This window comes from Klebsiella ornithinolytica NBRC 105727 = ATCC 31898 (assembly GCF_001598295.1).
Taxonomy (GTDB): domain Bacteria; phylum Pseudomonadota; class Gammaproteobacteria; order Enterobacterales; family Enterobacteriaceae; genus Klebsiella; species Klebsiella ornithinolytica.
Genome location: NZ_BCYR01000005.1, coordinates 144,826 through 160,177 on the forward strand (window position 1 = coordinate 144,826; position 15,352 = coordinate 160,177).

The window sequence follows — 15,352 nt, forward strand, 5'->3', positions numbered from 1 at the left end:
GCAATCAGGGGAAGCCGTGTGCTTCCCCTCCGCCCGCGTTAAACGTCGCGGTAAGTCCCTAAACGGTACCCGCGCTCGGCAACCGCGTACTTGAGTGATGCCGAGGTCAGCACCTCCAGCTCTGCCAGCCGCGGGTAACAATAGGCGCTGCCCATAATGGTGTTATCCACAAACGCCGGATGGCACATCACTTCCAGAGACGATTCGCCCCGCTGGATAGAGGCATCCAGGGTTTGTAAAAACAGCGCCTCCGAGATGGCCTCGCCGTAAAACTCGCTGGTAAAACCGTCGCTGCTGCGCGCGGCATCCTGCGCCAGGTCATCACGCTCAGCGACCTGACGGTCAATACGCAGCGCCACCCCCTTCTCGCGGGCAAATGCCGCAACAATGGGATAAATCCGGGCGATCATATGCACGTGGTGATGGCTGTCGATATGCGTCGGCTCGCAGCCAAACAGCGCGATAAACCGGCGATACTGGCACTCCAGCTCATGCGCAATTTCATCCAGCGGCAGGCTATCCTCTTCCGCCATTTGCCAGATCCATTTCCCCAGACGCCCCTCGCGGGTCAGACCCGGCATCGCCGATAAAGGCTCGCCCAGAGTCAGGACAAAATGCATCCCGACCCCCAGCTCCGGCACGCAGCGGCTCAGCTGAGCCGCATGGCTAATCGCCGCCCCGTTAACCAGCGCCGTTGTCGAGGTGACCAGGCCATTTTTACAGGCTTCAATAATGCCGTAGTTCTGACCTTTACTCAGGCCAAAATCGTCGGCATTAACGATTAACACGCGTTCCATCAGCTCTCCCGTTACGCTTTCAGTTTCTCGATTGTCGCGGCAAAGTTTGGCAGCCACCTTTCGTGCGCGAGGATCATTTCGCGCGCCAGCTGCTCGGCATCGCGGTCAGAGTGAATCAGCGGACTCAAATTGAGCGCCAGCAGTACGTCGTTCAGTTCGCCGCTGATCGCGGCCTGGCTGGCCGCCACTTCAAAACCTTTGATGGTATAAATCAGCCCCAGCACTTTCTCATCGAAATGGCTGATGCGCGGCGTCGGCGTCGCCCCTGCACTGCCGAGGGTGCAGGTCATTTCCACCGCCCAGTCCGCCGGAATATTATCAATATGGCCATGATGCGGGATATTCACGTAGTGCTCGGTCTGCTTGTCATTGTAGATAGCATTGATCACTTCACAGGCCGCATCGGAGTAATAGGCGCCGCCGCGCTGCTCCAGCTCTTTTGGTTTCACCTTCAGATCCGGGTTTTTATACAGCTCAAACAGCTGTTTTTCGACCTTCTGCACCACCTGGGCGCGGGCGCCGCCTTTGTAATACTCGCCCATTTCGATGGCCAGCATCTCTTTTGGTTTAAAGTAATAGAGCAGATAGGAGCACGGAATCAGGCGCAGCGAGCGGATCAGCCCTTCGCTGAACGGTAAATCGAAGATGTTTTTCACCGAGTTGGCGCTCAGGGTACCGGAGGCTACGCCATCGAGTAGCTCGTCGAAGCGCGATTTGCCATTCACCAGCACATCGCGAACGAACACCAGGTGATTAAGACCAAACAGGTCGATATTCAGTTCATCTTCCGGCGTCAGCTGCAGCACATCGGTGATAAACATTTTCATGCCGATCGGAATATTACACACGCCGATAAAGCGCTTAAAGTTGGTGTGGCGATAGACCGCCTCGGTCACCATCCCCGCCGGGTTGGTAAAGTTGATGATCCAGGCATCCGGGCAGATCTCCTGTACATCCTTCACGATATCAAAAATCACCGGAATGGTACGCAGACCTTTAAACAGACCGCCGGCGCCGTTAGTCTCCTGACCGAGGTAGCCGTGGCTGAGCGGAATGCGTTCATCTTTTTCACGCGCCTTCAGCTGGCCAACCCGCAGCTGTGTGGTGACGAAATGAGCCCCTTCCAGCGCGGCGCGGCGATCCAGCGTTTTGTAGACCTTCATCGGAACGCCCGCTTTTTCCACCATACGCTGGCACAGCGCATGGATAATATCGAGTTTCTCCTGCCCTTCTTCTACATCAACCAGCCACAATTCCGTTACCGGCAGTTCGTGATAACGCTTGATAAACCCTTCCAGTAATTCCGGGGTATAGCTGCTGCCGCCGCCGATAGTGACAATTTTTAATTTCTGGCTCATTATATTCTCCCTTGGGGCACTACGAATTGTACGTAGCCCACCCTCCGCCTGGAGGCGGAAAGTTAAATTGAATATGTCCTGGCGCGGAACAATCCGCTCCGGTTAATTAATGCTGGTCAGTTGTTTTCGGTAATTGCTTGGCGTAAATGAGGTCAGCTTCTTGAATGTTTTAATAAACAAACTTGGGCTGCTGTACCCCGATTCGTAAGCAATATCGGTGACCGAGTAGTTGGTGATTTCCAGCTGCTTCTTGGCGAAATTGATGCGAATATCATTGATAATCTGCATCGGCGTTTTACCATAATAGCGTTGGGTTGCCCGGGTTAAATATTCCTGGGTTTTCCCGGAGAGCGCGACCATATTCTCCAGCGCGCCTTCACCAAACTTCAGTTTATCGTGCATATCCTCGACGGTATTTTTCAGCCATTGCGGAATGACATCCTGCACCGGCTCCTCGCGATAATGCCGTAAACGGTTAATGGTATAAAACGAGACCAGCTCAATAAATTCGTCAAACTCAGTTTCGCGAAAGTTCAGCGAAGCGATAACCGACTCGATGTAGCTGAGAAAGGTGCTTTTTACCGCATAGACCTGCGAAGCAACCAGACCAAACGGCAGCAGCGGCAGATAGTGTTTCTCAAAGAAACTTTTGCTGATGCCAACGTTAAGAATGCGAGTCGCGCCAAAAGCATAAAAACTCTGGTGGTGCGACCCCATCGGGATAAAGACAAAATCCCCGCGCTCCAGCAACACCCGTTTGCCATTGATTTCCTGATAATAGCGCCCGGTTAAAACGATGGTGTACTCGTAATAATCATGCTGGTGAAGCCCGCTTACGCTTTCCGTTTTGTTATAGATAACCACATGAAAATTTTTCCCGTTGAAAAGCTGTTGTTCCCGTGCGGTACTGATCTCGGTGGTTATCATCTTTGGCTGCCTCATCGTGTTGATGGCCTATTGTACCTTCTCGTGCAGCTCAATCAATTCGGCAACCAGCTCGCGCGCCAGCATTGAGGTCATCAGATGATCCTGCGCATGAACCAGTACCAGACTGACCTTCATTTTGCCTTCGCCTTCATCGCTTTCAATGAGCTGCGTCTGCACGCGATGCGCTTCGCTCAGCGCCATTCGCGACTGCTCCATCATGTTTTTAGCAGCGGCAAAATCGCCCTGCTTGGCCTGCTTAAGTGCAGCATATGCCAGGCTACGGGCCTGTCCGGAGTTGATAATCAGCCCCATCACCACCTCTTCGAGGTCATTTTCAGGTGCGTCAACCGCTTCGATATTATCCAGATCAAACATAGTATTTCCTCATTTCTCAGGCGGTACAGGAAAGCTCCCGTACCGCTCGACATCAGAATTTCAGCGCGTTAGCGATATCTTCTTCGCTTTCCTGCTCTTCAATAACCGCCTGTGCCTTGTTGGAGACCGCGACGAACGGCAGGTAAACCAGCACCGACACACACAGGTTGAACAGCGCCACGCAAAGTGCAGCGATACTCCCGTTACTGTTGAAGAATGCCCCGAGGCCGGTAGGCATGGTCCACGGCGCCAGGTTGGTCACCGGCGGGATAATTCCCATCGAGTAAGCAGCCAGCGTAATCGCGGCCAGAATCGGCTGAATCAGGACGAACGGGATAAACATCACCGGGTTCATAATAATCGGCAGACCAAACAGAATCGGCTCGTTAATCTGGAAGATGCCTGACGGCAGCGCCAGTTTAGCCACCTGACGATGATCTGCGCGGCGTGAGCCGATGAAGATGGCGATAATCAGACCGAGCGTGGCCCCGGAACCACCCAGCAGGATGTAGGAGTCCAGCATCGGTTTGGCCCAGAAGTGGAACTCTTTGCCCGCAGCGATAGCGGCTTCAACGGAACCGTACTGGTTGTACAGCGCGATGTTTTCCAGCGCCCACGGAGTCATGATGCCGTTGTCCAGCGCGGTCAGCGCCAGAGACCCGTGTACGCCGAAGAACCACAGCAGGGAGTTAAAGATAACGTAGGCCCAGCCCACCACGCTGCCCATCGACGCCAGCGGTCTGGAGATGGAGTCCATGATGATCTGGTGGAAGTTGCTGCCATGGTTGGCCAACAGCCAGGAGATAATGCCGAATACGGAGAGGATCAGGAAGCCCGGAATCAGCGCAGAGAATGAGCGCGATACCGAGGCCGGTACGCTGTCCGGCAGGGTAATAACCCAGTTGCGACGGATAACAAAGGTGAACATTTCCGCCACCAGCAGGCCAATAATCATGCCCGAGATGATGTTTGCCCCACCCAGCCAGTTTGCGCCGACCGCATAGGCCTCGCCTACGCTGTAAGGTGTAACGGTCATAAAGGCAGCGACCGATAACAGCCCCGCGGCCAGCGGATCGACTTTGCGCTCTTCAGCCAGCGCCATGCCGATAAAGAACGGCGCCATCAGCGACATTATCCCTAACGTCCCGTTATAAACGTTGCCGCCGATAGCCTTAAAGCCATTTAACGTTTCAATGGTCGAGCCATCCAGGCGAATACCCATTGAATAGAAGAAAGAACCTTCACCAAAGCTCAGAAAAACGTTGTTGATTAATACGAACATGGCCCCCGCGAGGGTCAGCGGCATTAATTTAATAAAGCCGTTTTTAATCGCATTAATGTGCGGTTGCTTTCCTATTTTAACTGCAAAAGGAAGGAGTACCTTTTCAAGCGAGTCAATCACTTTGCTCATAGCAAATACCCTTAAAAGCCGTAATCGAATCATTACGGCATAGATGTATGAAATTACTCTTTGACGGGAAAATAAACTCTCACCTTTCGCTATTCAGGAAAATCAGATAATGCTTTAACGCACTGTTGATTCAGCGAAAAACAAAAAGATATTGAGTTTTAAAATTAAATTATTGTGCAGCAGCTTTCTTAATGGCCGCAACGGCCGCTTTCAGTACACCTAACCCATCGACTTTGCCATAAAGCACAGAGTCGATAACTTCCACCGGCTTATTCGGTAACAGCCGCTGAATTTCTGGAAGCATATACGCAATTTGTGGACCTAATAATACGACATCGGCTTCAGGGCCTTTTTCTCCAGCAAGTGTCTCAGGATAGGCCTCAATGATGACCGGCACTTCATATTTTTCGGCCTGTGCACGCATTTTAGAGACCAGCAGTGAAGTAGACATTCCAGCCGAGCAAAACAAATAGATGTGTTTCTTTTCCATGAGCGCTTCCTCAATTTGTAAGACCTGGCGGCTTCAGTATCATCTGATGTCTGACAGCCGGTTAAGACAGGTAATCATTCAATTAGTATTGTTTATGCATTGAGTATACGGCATCGTGCGGGGCCTGGATAATTCCTGGTTAATCAAAATTGTCTCTCATTGACCTCGTGTTTTGACTACCTTCACATTTCCCCCAAATAATTCGCGCAATTAAATAAGCATTAGCGGTCATAAAAAAACCCGACCAGTGGTCGGGCTTTCGTAGATCTCAGCATGTTGCATTACTTGCTGTTGCGCGGGTCGGTATCGTACTCCGCACAGGTCTGGTAGCCGGAGTTCATGACGCGACCGGTATCGTCGAGGGCAACAAAGTAGGTTTCAAGTTTACCATCTCGTTGACCCAGGATATAGGTCTGGCAGGTTCCACGTGCGTGGATCATGGTGACCTCAGAAGACGGTTTACCTGCAATCTGTAAAACCTGTGACCGGGTCATCCCTTTTTTGACATCTTTGACGACCGGTTGAGTGAACTGGTCGGCGGTACGATCGTAAGCCGTACACCCTGCCAGCATGGTCAAAACTGCTGCTGCGCCCAGAAATCCTGCTAAATTCTTGTTCATATTGCGTCCTCTTTTCTTCTGCGTGTTAATAAGCCTGGAATAAATACCGTTATTTTTCAAGCCGAAGGTACAAAAGGAGCAAATTTAAGCTTTTTCTAATAAAAAAATCCTATGTCATTGATTGCTCTCTTTTGCGCCACTCAATTCTGTGATCCTTGTCGTTTTCCCGGCAAAGAGGTAGCTTTAACCCCTACTGGCAGCCAAACAGATTCACTTTCCGGAGGGCGCGATGACGCTACAACAAGAAATTATTCAGGCGCTGGGCGCGAAGCCCCAGATCGATGCTGAGGGTGAAATTCGCCGCAGCGTGGACTTTTTGAAGTCGTACTTGCAGACCTACCCTTTTATTAAGTCACTGGTTCTGGGAATCAGCGGCGGCCAGGATTCAACCCTGACAGGCAAACTTTGTCAGCAGGCCATTAATGAACTGCGTGCCGAAACCGGCGATGAAAAGCTGCAGTTTATTGCCGTACGCCTGCCTTACGGTGTCCAGGCGGATGAACAAGATTGCCAGGATGCGATCGCCTTCATCCAACCGGATCGGGTGCTGACGGTGAATATTAAAGGTGCGGTACTGGCCAGCGAGCAGGCATTGCGAGTAGCCGGGATTGAGCTCAGCGACTTTGTTCGCGGCAATGAGAAAGCCCGTGAACGCATGAAAGCACAATACAGTATTGCCGGGATGACCCACGGCGTGGTGGTAGGCACTGACCATGCGGCGGAGGCGATTACCGGCTTCTTTACCAAGTACGGAGACGGCGGCACGGATATCAACCCCATCTTCCGTCTCAATAAGCGCCAGGGCAAGCAGCTGCTGGCGCTGCTGGGCTGCCCGGAGCATCTGTATAAGAAGCTGCCGACCGCCGATCTGGAAGACGATCGCCCATCGCTGCCGGACGAAGCTGCGCTGGGCGTAACCTACGACAATATTGATGACTATCTGGAAGGTAAAACGCTGGATGCGAGCATCGCCCGAATTATTGAAGGCTGGTATCTGAAAACCGAGCATAAGCGCCGGACGCCGATCACCGTTTTCGATGACTTCTGGAAAAAATAACGCGCTCTCCCCGCATTTCTCTGACCCCGGCCATCGCCGGGGTTATTTTTTGCACTTTTCGCTGCCTGCACGCCCTGTTATACTGGATATATAACCAGCATCAGGAGCCCGTGTGGTGAGAAGGCAATCTGCCCCGCGTCTGGAATTCGACGCCGCGGCTATCTATGAATATCCCGAACATCTGCGTCCGTGGGTCGAGGCACTGCCTAATCTGCCGGGCGTGTATCTGTTTCACGGCGAGAGCGATACGCTCCCGCTGTATATCGGTAAGAGCGTGAATCTCCGCAGTCGGGTGCTGTCGCACCTGCGTACTCCCGAAGAGGCGGCCATGCTGCGTCAGGCGCGAAGCATCAGCTGGCAACGTACCGCGGGAGAGCTGGGCGCGCTGCTGCTGGAGGCGCAGCTGATTAAAGAACGTCAGCCGCTGTTTAATAAACGCCTGCGGCGTAATAAGCAGCTCTGCTCGTTGCTGTTGGAAGACATCCGCCCGCAGGTGGTGTACGCCCGCGAGGTTGATTTTTCCCACCACAATCATCTGTATGGCCTGTTTGCAAACCGGCGGGCAGCGCTGCAGGCGCTGAAAACCCTCGCTGACGAACATCATCTTTGCTACGGGCTGCTGGGACTGGAGACGCTTACTCCGGGCCGCGCCTGTTTCCGACACGCGCTGGGGCGTTGCGCCGGCGCCTGCTGCGGTCGGGAAAGTCTTGCCGCACATCATGAAAGACTCCGCGCCCGGATGGCGCAGATGCAGCTGGTGTGCTGGCCGTGGCCTGGGGCCGTCGCGCTGGAGGAGAAAGGCCCGGACCTCACCCACTATCACGTCATTCATAACTGGCTGTGGCTGGGATCGGTCGAGACGCTGGAGCAGGCCGAGACCTTAACGCGCCAGCCGGCCGGTTTTGATCATGACGGCTACAAAATTCTCTGCAAACCGCTGCTGAGCGGTCGCTTTACGCTGCATCCGCTCTCCCCTCGCTAGCACAAAAAAAACCGCCGGTCCTGCCCAATGCCTGACGGCGATGTTGGGCAAGACCGGCGGTCTTCATTCATAGCGCTGAGTTATTCAGCTGGTGCAGGCATTTTACCTTCTGGCGCTTTGCGATCTGTCAGATGCTTCTCAAAATTCGCATTGAACTGTTTTTTCTGTTCCGGCGTCAGAATGTTGTAAATCTTGTTCTGGGTTTCCATACGGGAAAGCGCCATCGCTTTATGCTGCGCTTCCATTTTATCGATCTGCGCTTCCGCTTTCGCTTTATCGAAGGTATCGCTGGCGATCAGCTCATGCATCGCGCGGCGTTCGTCCAGGGACGGACGTTTCATGTTTTCGCGCTGGCCCTTCATGATGTCGCGGATCTGCTGTTTTTGCGCATCGGTCAGATTGAGCCCCTTGAACATCATTTCGTGCTGGCCGCCATGCATACCTTTATGGTGCATCATCGGTTTGCTTTCAGGCTGAGCCGCGGTGGTATCAGCAGCGTGAGCCAGGTTAGCGGCACCCAGAGCCAGTGTAGAGGCAACAAACAGAGCAGTAATCTTCTTCATATCCAGTCCTTACTTTAAGTTATTCTTACGGCGTGTTGCCGTGTTGACGAGATAAACTTTACGACGTTTATCGTCAATTAGTCAGAGCAAGAGTAAAACAATGAAAGTGTAAAAAACATTTTCTCACCAATTGTGGAGAAAATAAGGAAATTAAGGAGGGAATTGCAACAAAAAATATATAACGCATTGTTTTTTATTGGTTTTGATGGATTATAAAGCAGCAGAGATTAAAAACAAAGCATTTATCCAGGAATAATCTGCAATCAGCCCCCCGCGCACGAAAAAATAAAATTATGCACAGGAGGTGACTATACAAAATTAAACGGCCGCCCGAATGAGCGGCAGAATATTCGGCGAGCGGCTACGATAAACGCTCCAGCATCAACCCGGCCCGCAGCCCCCGCGCCACGGACGGGTTAGGAAACAGAACAAACTCCTGTGCCTTTTCTACCACATAGCGGGTATCACCATCTTCGGCGAGCAAGGTTCCGCCAGGAAAGGCGGTAAAATTGAGCGTCTGATCCGACATACAGAGATGAAAATTATCGCTATGACGGGTAATTTGCTGCACCACCCGATAGCGCAGCGGCGCCGGATCGGCGTCAACGACCGTCAGATCGCCCACCAGCAAACGCATTAGCGCCCGTTGGGTGACGTTAAATTGCGTCAGATTGTTAGCGCCAAACGGTAACGCCTTACCAAGTTCCAGGGTACAGGAGAGCGCAGCAAAGCGTTCGCAGCTGAAGTGGGTGAATGTCCCCGCCGGCTGCTGATGGAAGACCAGCGCCTCCAGCCCGGCACCTCCCAGCCAACTTAAAAACCCGTCATCCCACGGAGTTTCCCGCGCCGGAAGCACGCCAAAGCGCGTATGCAGCGATCCGCGTATCGCGGTATGTAAATCAAGGTGCCAGCGGCTGCCCGTGCCGGCGCCATAAAACCGCGTCAGTACCTGCTCCAGCTGACGCGCTCTGGCCGTCTCGTCGCTGACGGGAAAACGCTGCCAGCGCCCGCCAAACATCCGGTTCATGTCGCTGTCGCGGTAGCGCTTATTTTCCCGCAGCGCGAGCGGGTTGCCAAAGATCACCAGCAGCCGCCAGTGCAGCGGCAGCTCACCGCTAAACAGCTGCTGTAGCAGCAGATGGGTCATCTCCACCGGAGCGGTTTCATTGCCGTGGATACCCGCGGACAGAACCAGCGAACGCTCGCAGCGCGCATGCGGAGTCAATTGCAACACCCCGCAGTCCAGCCAGTGCCAGCGAAAATGCGCCGTTTCGCCATGAAAATGGTGAGGCAAACGCCCCGCCAGAGTTAATGCCAGAAAGTCGTCCACGACGCCTCCTTGAAACGAAAACTGAGTCACAGCGACTGCTGGAACGGATAAACGGAACCCAGCTGCAGGATTTGCGTCAGCCGATCGAGCGCCTCGCGACCTTCGTTCAGCAGTTGTGGATCCGCCAGATCCGCCTGGGTGAGACGATCGCGATAGTAGCGATCGACCCAGTCATTGAGGGTCACAAACAGCGCCTCGTTCATCAACACCGCCGGATTCACCGCCCGCAGCTCCGCCTCCGTCAACACCACTCGCAGGCGTAGACAGGCCGGCCCCCCGCCGTTCGCCATACTTTCGCGCAGATCGTAAACCTGCAGTTCATCAATCGGATTATCTGCGGCCAGAAGCGTATTCAGGTAGCGCCAGACGCCAGGATGTTCCTGTGCCTCCTGAGGGAGAATCAGCCGCATCGTTCCATCGGGCTTACTCAGCAACTGACTGTTAAACAGATAGGTCGCCACCGCCTCTTCTACCGTCACCGCCTGAGTCGGTACGATAACGGGCGTAAACCCGGCAACCTGCCCGGCAAGCTGGCGCATCAGCTGCGGCTGATCGACGAACGCCTGCTCATGGCAAAACAGCACCTGGCGATTACTCACCGCAATCACATCGTTGTGAAATACCCCTTTATCAATCACCGCCGGATTCTGTCGGGCAAAAATCACCTGCCGCGGGTTAACCTGATTCAGGCGCGCAACCGCCTGACTGGCTTCCAGCGTCTGCCGTGCCGGGTAGCGCTGCGGGCTTTCTCCCTCGCCGCCCTGCTGACGACCGTAAATAAAAAGCTGCAGACCCGGCGCGCCATACTCGCCACCGAGGCGGTTATGGTTCGCCGCCCCTTCATCGCCAAACAGCGCCACCTGCGGTAGAGGAGGATGGATAGCAAAGCGCTGCTCATCGGGGAAGATCGCGCGCAGCAGCGCCTCGGTCGTTGGCGCTTCGCTGGCGCGGTGGAATTTATCGTTAAGATTGGCCACGGTCAGGTGAACCCGGCCATCCAGCGAATCGGCGGAAGGTGAAACCGTCGCCGCGTTGGCCACCCACATTGACGAAGCCGAGCTCACCGCCGACAGCAGATCCGGCGCCTGGCGGGCCGCCTTCTCGATGGCCTGCGGATCGCTGCCGCTGAATCCAAGCTGGCGCAGCAGGGGAACATTCGGCCGTTCCTGTGGCGCAATGACGGCCTGGGGATAGCCGGCATCCGCCAGCGCCTTCATCTTTTTCAGCCCCTGCTTCGCCGCCAGCTGCGGGTTCGATACCCGATAGCGATGCCGTGTCGACGCCTCATTGCCAAAAGAGAGTCCGGCGTAGTGATGGGTCAGACCGGGAAGCCCGTCAAAATTTACCTCAAAGGCTTTCATCGTCCGGCACCTCGCAGGGAGTCGAGACCGGGACTGAGGGTCTCCGGCAGCGTCAGTTCCGGCGTTTCGAGACTTGCCATCGGCCACGCGCAATAATCGGCCGCGTACCACGCTCCCGGACGGTGGTTACCGGAGGCCCCCACGCCGCCAAACGGTGCGGTGCTGGCGGCGCCGGTCAGCGGTTTGTTCCAGTTGACAATTCCGGCCCGCGCCTCCAGCAGCAGACGGTCGAATTTCTCGCGCTCTGCGGAAATCAACCCGCAGGAAAGCCCAAATCGAGTGGCATTCGCGAGAGTAATCGCCTCAGCAAAATCGTCATAGCGCCAGACGCTGAGCAGCGGACCAAAAACTTCCTCGTCGGCGACTTCCGCCACCGTCGTCAGCTCGATGATTCCCGGCGTCAGCAACGAGGTTCCGGCCCGTAGCAGCCGCGGCTCCAGCAGCGTTTTTCCGCCGTTAGTAACGTGCCCGAGCCAGGCCTGATGAACCTTTTGCGCCGCCTGGGGCGAGATCAGCCCGCCAAGGAACGGCTGCGGCGACGCATCCCAGGCGTCGGGCACCAAAGTTTGTGACACCGTCACCAAACGGGCAAGAAACGCATCGCCTTTCTCGCCGCGCTTCACCAACAGGCGACGAGCACAGGTACAGCGCTGTCCGGCGGTAATAAAGGCTGACTGGATGGTCAAATGTACCGCCGCATCGATGTCCTGCGGGTCGTCGACAATCAGCGGATTGTTGCCGCCCATTTCCAACGCGAGAATCTTTTCCGGCTGGCCGGCGAGCTGGCGGTGCAGCTGAAACCCCGTCGCCGAGCTGCCGGTAAACAGCAGCCCGTCAATATCCGGCTGGGCGCTGAGCGCTTCGCCGGTTTCTCGTCCGCCCTGCAGCAAGTTCAGAACCCCCGGCGGCAGTCCCGCCTCGGCCCATAGCTTCACCACCGCCTCGCCGCTGTGTGGCGTCAGTTCGCTGGGCTTAAACACCAGCGTATTCCCCGCCAGCAGCGCCGGCACAATATGCCCATTGGGCAAATGGCCGGGAAAATTGTATGGACCAAACACCGCCAGCACGCCATGCGGGCGATGACGCAGCGTCGCCGAGCCGTCGCCCATAGCCGTCTGCGACTCACCGGTACGGCTATGGTAGGCTTTCAGGGAAATAGCGATTTTGTTGATCATCGCGCTGATTTCCGTTACCGCTTCCCACTGCGGCTTACCGGTTTCCGCGGCAATGATGGCGGTTAACTCTGTTTTGTTCGCTTCCAGCAGCGCGGCAAACTTTTCCACGATCGCCTGACGGACGCTGAACGGCTGTCTGGCCCACGTCGGGAAGGCTCGTCTCGCGGCACTGACCGCCAGCGCCACCTGTCCGGCATCGGCGTCGTTACCCTGCCAGAGCAGCGCCTGGCTGACCGGGTTGGTTTTTGTCCGCGCCGGACCGTGTCCGCTCTGCCAGTCACCGTTGATCCATAAACTCATGATTTTTTCTCCTCCGGAATCAGACGCACCAGTCTCACCCGGTCGCCGACATGGCATTTCAGGGCATCCAGTTCGCGCGCGCTTAACAGCAGGCGATCGGTATCCGGATCGGCGTGCACCAACAGCGCGCGAAACTGCAGATACTGCTCGTTGGCAACCAGGCATACCGGCCATTCCCCCGGTGCGGGCTGCCCTTCCGCAACGGTCACCAGCCGGCTTTTACGAATCGCCCGTACCCGGTCAATGTCGCACTCCAGCGTCGGCCCACCGTCGAAAATGTCGATATAGTTGCGGTAGCGAAACCCTTCTTTCTCCAGCACCGCACGTGCCGGCGCCGTTTGCGGGTGCACTTCGCCGATCACCGCGCGCGCCTCATCGGATAGAAAGTCGATATACAGCGGATGCTTCGGCATCAGGGCGGCAATAAAGGCTTTTTGCCCGGTCCCGCACAGGTAGTCGGCACGAGAGAACTCCATGGCGAAAAAGCGTTTGCCGAGGCTTTCCCAGAACGGGGAATAGCCCTGTTCATCAATCACGCCGCGCATCTCCGCCACCACTTTTTCATTAAAGTGTTCGCGGAACGCGGCCATAAACATAAAGCGCGATTTCGACAACAGATAACCGTTGCCCTCTTTACGCCAGGCCGGATCGAGAAACAGCGTGCACAGCTCGCTGCTGCCGGTGTGATCGTTGCTGAGAAACAGCGTCGGCAACGCATTGTAGACATTCAGCTCTTTCGAGGCATGAACCTGCGTCCCCACGCGGTAGTTGTACCAGGGATCGTTCAACCCCACCGCAACTTCGATAGCGCAAATCCCCACCACCGCGCCGCTGCTGGTCTCTTCAAGCACAAAAACATAGCCCTGTTCGCTTTTTGGCAGCTCCCCTCGCCAGGTTTTCTGTGAACGTTCAATCCGCGCCGCCAGCGTCTTTTCATCGGCAGGCAGCGATGTCAGGCCGCCGCCGGTTTCACCGGCCAGGGTCATCAGACCGGCCAGATCTTCGGCGGCTACAGGACGAATCACCATCATGATGACGCTCCCGCGAGGAAGTGTTGGCAGGCCAGCTCAAAGCGATCCAGCCCGGTTTTGACCTCTTCCTCACTCACAATGAGCGCCGGAGCGAAACGCACCACGTTCGCGCCGGCAATCAGAATCATCAGCCCCTCTTCCGCCGCCTGGGTACTGATGGCTTTCGCCTTTCCGGCCCAGGCATCATTGAGGACGCAGCCGATCAGCAATCCCAGCCCCCGGATCTCCTTAAACAGACCATAACGCGCGTTAATGGCGTTCAGTCTCTCGGTAAACCACTGGTGGCGCTGCTTCACGCCGTTCAGTACCGCCGGCGTATTGACGATCGACAGCACTTCGCCGGCCACCGCGCTGGCCAGCGGATTACCACCATAGGTGGTACCGTGCGTCCCGACGGTCATAACGCTGGCACAGGCTTCCGTTGCCAGCAGCGCGCCAATCGGGAAACCGCCGCCCAGCGCTTTCGCCGTCGACAGGACATCCGGCGTGACGCCATAGTGCATGTAGGCATACAGTTCACCGGTACGACCCACACCGGTCTGGACTTCATCAAAAATCAACAGCGCATGATGGGCGTCGCACAGCTCGCGCAGGCCGCGCAGGAAAGCCGGATCGGCTGGCACCACGCCCCCTTCGCCCTGCATCGGCTCGACAATGACCGCGCAGGTATTGTCATCGATAAGCGCCCGGGCTGATTCGAGATCGTTATAGACAGCATGCTGGATCTGCGGCGGCAGCGGGGCAAAATCCTGAGAATAGGCCGGCTGGCCGCCCGCGGAGACGGTAAACAAGGTGCGACCGTGGAAGGCATTTTTGAACGCGACGATACCGCTTTTATGGCTGCCGAAACGGTCATGAGCATATTTGCGCGCCAGCTTCAGCGCCGCTTCGTTAGCCTCTGCGCCTGAGTTACAGAAGAAAACGCGATCGGCAAACGTCGCGTCAATCAGCTGTTTCGCCAGGCGCAGGACCGGCTCATTGGTATACCCGTTGCCGGTGTGCCAGAACTTTCCGGCTTGTTCCGTCAACGCGCGAATGAGCTGAGGGTGAGCATGTCCCAGGGCATTCACCGCAATGCCGCCGGCAAAATCGATATACTCTTTTCCCTGCTGATCCCACAGGCGTGAACCTTCACCGCGTACCGGAATAAAAGCCGCTGGCGCGTAGACCGGCATCATCCATTCATCAAAATTGTTACGCGTAATTGACTGAGACATATCGACCTCTTCCGGTAAATAAAAAGTATGAATAATGTTAAAAATTATGGGTTATTACGCTGTAAATGTAGATTGCACGCTTCGTGCCAGCCAGAGGGGAAAATGCATAAATCAGAGTCAAGTAAGGAATATCAATAGGTTACGATTTCGTTTTATGCACAATAAATGCATAAATAGTGAATAAATATCTTATTCGCCGGCCATAACAGTGAATAAATCAAATAGTTTATGCATCGGTAAGATATAATTCTGTATTTGTGATCCTCTACGAAATTTATCGTAGATATCCGCCCTTTTTTAGCGCGGCCTGCGCCAGAATGGTGCGCGCGGGTTACGTCAGCGACGCCAATCGGAACAA

The 15,352-nt window shown here is 55.3% G+C and carries 15 protein-coding genes; 2 read left to right on the forward strand and 13 right to left on the reverse strand.

The window, feature by feature from the left end:
* Nucleotides 1-38 precede the first annotated feature (38 nt).
* The 7 genes from chbG to osmE form a co-directional block, all read right to left on the reverse strand.
* Nucleotides 39-797 (reverse strand): chitin disaccharide deacetylase, encoded by a 759-nt coding sequence (gene chbG, locus ROR01S_RS12260; RefSeq protein WP_004860933.1) that lies wholly within the window; start codon nt 795-797, stop codon nt 39-41.
* An 11-nt stretch (nt 798-808) separates the two neighbouring features.
* Nucleotides 809-2,155, reverse strand: coding sequence for a 6-phospho-beta-glucosidase (locus tag ROR01S_RS12265; RefSeq protein ID WP_004860928.1), 1,347 nt, complete (start codon nt 2,153-2,155; stop codon nt 809-811).
* 102 nt (nt 2,156-2,257) lie between these two features.
* A complete protein-coding gene (gene chbR / locus ROR01S_RS12270) occupies nt 2,258-3,082 on the reverse strand; it encodes a transcriptional regulator ChbR (protein WP_004860924.1) in 825 nt (274 codons plus the stop codon).
* Nucleotides 3,083-3,109: 27 nt separating this feature from the next.
* A complete protein-coding gene (gene chbA, locus ROR01S_RS12275; protein WP_004860922.1) occupies nt 3,110-3,457 on the reverse strand; it encodes a PTS N,N'-diacetylchitobiose transporter subunit IIA in 348 nt (115 codons plus the stop codon).
* Between the two features lie 52 nt (nt 3,458-3,509).
* On the reverse strand, nt 3,510-4,868 hold the full coding sequence (gene chbC / locus ROR01S_RS12280) for a PTS N,N'-diacetylchitobiose transporter subunit IIC (protein WP_004860919.1): 1,359 nt from the start codon (nt 4,866-4,868) through the stop codon (nt 3,510-3,512).
* Between the two features lie 169 nt (nt 4,869-5,037).
* Nucleotides 5,038-5,358, reverse strand: a complete 321-nt coding sequence (gene chbB, locus ROR01S_RS12285; protein ID WP_004860916.1) for a PTS N,N'-diacetylchitobiose transporter subunit IIB — start codon at nt 5,356-5,358, stop codon at nt 5,038-5,040.
* Nucleotides 5,359-5,639: 281 nt separating this feature from the next.
* A complete protein-coding gene (gene osmE, locus ROR01S_RS12290; RefSeq protein ID WP_004860914.1) occupies nt 5,640-5,978 on the reverse strand; it encodes an osmotically-inducible lipoprotein OsmE in 339 nt (112 codons plus the stop codon).
* Between the two features lie 229 nt (nt 5,979-6,207).
* On the opposite strand from osmE, the gene nadE reads away from it, so the two are divergent.
* Both nadE and cho read left to right on the forward strand, forming a co-directional pair.
* Complete coding sequence (gene nadE, locus ROR01S_RS12295) at nt 6,208-7,035, forward strand: NAD(+) synthase (RefSeq protein ID WP_064359527.1); 828 nt, start codon at nt 6,208-6,210, stop codon at nt 7,033-7,035.
* Between the two features lie 112 nt (nt 7,036-7,147).
* Nucleotides 7,148-8,017 (forward strand): excinuclease Cho, encoded by an 870-nt coding sequence (gene cho / locus ROR01S_RS12300; protein ID WP_015584586.1) that lies wholly within the window; start codon nt 7,148-7,150, stop codon nt 8,015-8,017.
* An 80-nt stretch (nt 8,018-8,097) separates the two neighbouring features.
* On the opposite strand, the gene spy is transcribed toward cho, so the two are convergent.
* The 6 genes from spy to astC form a co-directional block, all read right to left on the reverse strand.
* Nucleotides 8,098-8,580 (reverse strand): ATP-independent periplasmic protein-refolding chaperone Spy, encoded by a 483-nt coding sequence (gene spy / locus ROR01S_RS12305; protein ID WP_004860902.1) that lies wholly within the window; start codon nt 8,578-8,580, stop codon nt 8,098-8,100.
* 361 nt (nt 8,581-8,941) lie between these two features.
* Nucleotides 8,942-9,910 carry a succinylglutamate desuccinylase gene (gene astE / locus ROR01S_RS12310; RefSeq protein ID WP_064359528.1) on the reverse strand — a complete coding sequence of 323 codons (969 nt, stop codon included), beginning with the start codon at nt 9,908-9,910 and terminating at the stop codon, nt 8,942-8,944.
* Nucleotides 9,911-9,936: 26 nt separating this feature from the next.
* Nucleotides 9,937-11,271: an N-succinylarginine dihydrolase gene (gene astB / locus ROR01S_RS12315; RefSeq protein ID WP_064359529.1), complete on the reverse strand. Its 1,335-nt coding sequence runs from the start codon at nt 11,269-11,271 to the stop codon at nt 9,937-9,939.
* Nucleotides 11,268-12,746, reverse strand: a complete 1,479-nt coding sequence (gene astD, locus ROR01S_RS12320) for a succinylglutamate-semialdehyde dehydrogenase (protein WP_064359530.1) — start codon at nt 12,744-12,746, stop codon at nt 11,268-11,270. The genes astB and astD overlap by 4 nt, the downstream gene beginning before the upstream one ends.
* Nucleotides 12,743-13,777 (reverse strand): arginine N-succinyltransferase, encoded by a 1,035-nt coding sequence (gene astA, locus ROR01S_RS12325; RefSeq protein ID WP_064359531.1) that lies wholly within the window; start codon nt 13,775-13,777, stop codon nt 12,743-12,745. Before astA ends, astD begins: the two co-directional genes overlap by 4 nt.
* A complete protein-coding gene (gene astC / locus ROR01S_RS12330) occupies nt 13,774-14,994 on the reverse strand; it encodes a succinylornithine/acetylornithine transaminase (RefSeq protein ID WP_004860887.1) in 1,221 nt (406 codons plus the stop codon). The genes astA and astC overlap by 4 nt, the downstream gene beginning before the upstream one ends.
* Between the last annotated feature and the right edge of the window lie 358 nt (nt 14,995-15,352).

Bases quoted from the DNA above. Each gene is read 5' to 3' on its own strand.
- chbG (WP_004860933.1), bottom strand. From the start codon at position 797: ATGGAACGCGTGTTAATCGTTAATGCCGACGATTTTGGCCTGAGTAAA.
- ROR01S_RS12265 (WP_004860928.1), bottom strand. From the start codon at position 2,155: ATGAGCCAGAAATTAAAAATTGTCACTATCGGCGGCGGCAGCAGCTAT.
- chbR (WP_004860924.1), bottom strand. From the start codon at position 3,082: ATGATAACCACCGAGATCAGTACCGCACGGGAACAACAGCTTTTCAAC.
- chbA (WP_004860922.1), bottom strand. From the start codon at position 3,457: ATGTTTGATCTGGATAATATCGAAGCGGTTGACGCACCTGAAAATGAC.
- chbC (WP_004860919.1), bottom strand. From the start codon at position 4,868: ATGAGCAAAGTGATTGACTCGCTTGAAAAGGTACTCCTTCCTTTTGCA.
- chbB (WP_004860916.1), bottom strand. From the start codon at position 5,358: ATGGAAAAGAAACACATCTATTTGTTTTGCTCGGCTGGAATGTCTACT.
- osmE (WP_004860914.1), bottom strand. From the start codon at position 5,978: ATGAACAAGAATTTAGCAGGATTTCTGGGCGCAGCAGCAGTTTTGACC.
- nadE (WP_064359527.1), top strand. From the start codon at position 6,208: ATGACGCTACAACAAGAAATTATTCAGGCGCTGGGCGCGAAGCCCCAG.
- spy (WP_004860902.1), bottom strand. From the start codon at position 8,580: ATGAAGAAGATTACTGCTCTGTTTGTTGCCTCTACACTGGCTCTGGGT.
- astB (WP_064359529.1), bottom strand. From the start codon at position 11,271: ATGAAAGCCTTTGAGGTAAATTTTGACGGGCTTCCCGGTCTGACCCAT.
- astD (WP_064359530.1), bottom strand. From the start codon at position 12,746: ATGAGTTTATGGATCAACGGTGACTGGCAGAGCGGACACGGTCCGGCG.
- astA (WP_064359531.1), bottom strand. From the start codon at position 13,777: ATGATGGTGATTCGTCCTGTAGCCGCCGAAGATCTGGCCGGTCTGATG.
- astC (WP_004860887.1), bottom strand. From the start codon at position 14,994: ATGTCTCAGTCAATTACGCGTAACAATTTTGATGAATGGATGATGCCG.